Raw genomic sequence first — 3,107 nt, forward strand, 5'->3', positions numbered from 1 at the left:
CACGGTCGCGCTGGACAACCCGGTCATCATTTCCCTGGGCCACAACCTGTCCGACGACACCTCCTGCGTCGGGCTCGATCAGCCAGGCGATCACGCCGGCATCAATGTGCTGCTCGATGTGCTGGCCGATAACGGCGACAACACGATGACCCATGCGCTTCTGGCGGGCAGCCCCGCGCTCGATGCCGGCAGTGCATCGGGATGTGAGAGCGCGTCGGTTGGCGGCGTCGATCAGCGCGGCATCGCTCGCACATTCGGCGCCGGCTGCGACATTGGCGCCCATGAAATGTCGGACACGATTTTCAAGAACGGGTTCGATTGAAGCGGTCATCCCCGTTCTTCGATGGATTGAGGCCGACAGCGCGCGTGCGTTGGCGGTCGCATCCACAGTCCGCTTCTCTCCAGTGTCATTCCTTCAGGAAACGCGATGCGCGCCACTCCGATTCTTGCTGTTCTACTCATCAACCTCGCGATGCCTTGCGCGTTCGCCCTCGAGGGCGATGTGGATCCCGCATTTGGAACCGGGGGGCAATGGGTGATGCCCCGCCCCAACGACGTCAGCAGCGGTGAAAAGCAACCTGGCGACGTCGTGGTGCTTGGCGACGGACGTTTCCTCTGGTCCGCGCCGCTCGACGACGACACCATCCTGATCGGTCGCAGTGGGCGCAATGGCGCGCCGGATGTCGCATTTGGCGGCGACGGAACCGGCCGGATCACGCTGCCGATCTGCGGAGAAAACTACCGGCCGTCGCGGATGATCGGGGATGGCGCGAGCGGCGTGATTGTCTGGTCGGACCGCTGCCTTCGTCATGTCGACGCCGATGGATCCGTGGACTCGGCCTTCGGAGCTGGAAGCATGCCGCCGTCCAGTTTCCTGGCCGCCGATCTGGCGCGCGACCCGTCGGGTCGGCTGTTGCTCGCCGGACGCGACGGGCCACTCGGCGAGGTCTATCGCTTCAACGAAGACGGCGCCCTCGACGAAACCTTCGGTACCGCGGGCAAAGTCGTACTCGTTGCCGCGGAGGGAAGTTGGTCGTCCGTCAATGCGCTGGCGATCCGGCCCGACGGACGCATCCTGGTCGGCGGCTCGGGCGGGGCCGGCAACGACAGCAATCTGTTCGTCGTGCAACTGCAACCCGACGGTCTGCCCGATCCCGGCTGGGATGAAGACGGCTCTGCCGTGCTGGTTCCGCCAACGGGCTTTCACACCCTCCAGGCCGACGCGCTCGCGATCGATTCCGATGGAAGTGTGGTGGTCTCGGGGATGGGAAACAACGGCATGAGCAGTTGCTGCATCCTGCTCACCCGACTCGATGCGACGGGTCACGTCGTGGCGGATTTCGGCGTGCGTCTCTTCGAACTATCAGGAAATACCAGCTTCAGCGGCTTCGGCGAGCAACGCGGCGATGTCGTGATCCTGCCGAATCATCGAATCATCATCGGCACGCATTCGTTTCCCACAGGCTCTCCACTCAAAAATCATCGCACCCAGTACACGCTGGTTCGCACCTTTGCAGACGGACACCTCGATTCCGAATTCGGCCATGATGGCTGGAACAGCTACACCATCGTCGAGTCCGAAGGAGCGAGTCCGGCCGGCGACTACAACCAGTTGCATGCAATCGGCTACGACGCGGACGATGACAGCATGCTGATACTTGGCCGTACGTTTTTCGAGGAGTCGGGCTCCGACGTCCAGTACGTGAGCATGGTGCGCGCGCGCTTCGATCTCGTCTTCGACGACGCGTTCGAGTGAATGTCGCAAACGGCGTCGACGACGGACGTTCATTCATGGAGTTGCGTTCGATCCGCGCAACGGAGCGATGAGGCGGTACGACTCGGAACCCGCCCGGCGTGGGCGTTCCGGACGACACGGATCATCGACTTCACGCATGCCGAGGCAATGCCGACGTGAGCCACGCAGCACGCTGCGTCACTGCGCCGGACGATCGTGCTCCTGTTGCAGCCGAACGCGAAGAGTCTCGCGGCCTTTGTCGGCATACGCCGCGCAACGCGTCGTGGACGCGTTTGGTGCGTCGGGCAACTGGTCCGGATGCGCAGCCATTGCCACGTCGCACGGCAACGCTGCGAGTCGATCGATCGTCGCGCGCAGCGCCTTCACCACATCGGGATGATCAGTGAACCGGTAGTCGTCGGTCGATACCGGATTGAGGCTGTCGAGATAGACAATTGCCTGGCACACGTCCGCGCGACACGACGTCCAGCGCCAGCTCATTCCGCCCGGTGCGTGGCCTGGCGACGCGACGGCGGTGATGATCGTGTTGCCGACGGTGATCACATCCCCGTCGTCGACGGCGCGTACGTGTTGCATCGATGGAAAGCGCGCTTCTTCGCCGAAGCCGGCCTGCGGGTCGTCCGGATGATAGGCCGCTGCGGTCAACGCAATGACGCCCTCGCGCCCCGCGGCGACCTGCGCACCGGTGATCCGGGCGAGCGCCGCGATGCCGCCCGCATGGTCGAAATGCGCATGCGAATTGAGAATCCAGCGAATCCGCGACGGGTCGAATCCGGCTTTGCGCACATTGGCGAGGATCAGGACCGCCGACTGCGGCAACCCACCGTCGATCAGGACCAGACCCTTCGGATCGACAATCAGGACCGACGCCAGCCCCTTCGTGCCCACATACCAAGTGTTGTCGGCAAGGCGATAGGGTTCGACATGTTCGTTCCATTGCGCGCACCGTGGGCAATGCTTTGGTTCCTGATCGTGTGGCTGGTTCGCGACGACCGTCGCCATCAGCAAAGCAAGAGAGAAGGTCAGTGACAGCATCGTCGGTTCTTCGTGAATTGGGCCGCTCATCATCGCGCATCGAAGATGCAGGAAAAGGGCGCGTGTGTGGCGATTTGCAGGCGGCCGACCGATTCCATTTGCAGGGCGGCGGCATCAATGCGAGCGCCACGCTCGGTGTTCCTTCATTTCCAGACCACCGAATGCCTCGCGTGAGGACGTCATTCATGAATGGACTGCAGCCCCGCATCCGGATCTACGTCGGACAACTGCGCGTGCTTCCGTCCTCTGAAGAATAGACGCAGCTCTTTCGCTTGAAATCCCATTCTCCAATCATCGGAACGCGCGCTCCGTCCAA

At 62.9% G+C, this 3,107-nt stretch carries 3 protein-coding genes; 2 read left to right on the forward strand and 1 reads right to left on the reverse strand.

The genetic code is table 11. The features are described 5' to 3' along the window. Nucleotides 1–322: choice-of-anchor Q domain-containing protein (locus tag ABIV12_RS00785; protein ID WP_348055231.1), on the forward strand; the 322-nt coding region annotated here is incomplete at its 5' end. A gap of 105 nt (nucleotides 323–427) precedes the next feature. Then, nucleotides 428–1,756: a hypothetical protein gene (locus tag ABIV12_RS00790; RefSeq protein ID WP_348055233.1), complete on the forward strand. Its 1,329-nt coding sequence runs from the start codon at nucleotides 428–430 to the stop codon at nucleotides 1,754–1,756. A 177-nt stretch (nucleotides 1,757–1,933) separates the two neighbouring features. Here the strand turns inward: ABIV12_RS00790 and bla are convergent, their stop codons facing one another. Then, nucleotides 1,934–2,791, reverse strand: coding sequence for a subclass B3 metallo-beta-lactamase (bla, locus tag ABIV12_RS00795; RefSeq protein ID WP_348055235.1), 858 nt, complete (start codon nucleotides 2,789–2,791; stop codon nucleotides 1,934–1,936). Nucleotides 2,792–3,107: the final 316 nt, after the last annotated feature.

The sequence above is a fragment of the Dokdonella sp. genome (genome assembly GCF_039926425.1).
Lineage (GTDB): Bacteria > Pseudomonadota > Gammaproteobacteria > Xanthomonadales > Rhodanobacteraceae > Dokdonella_A.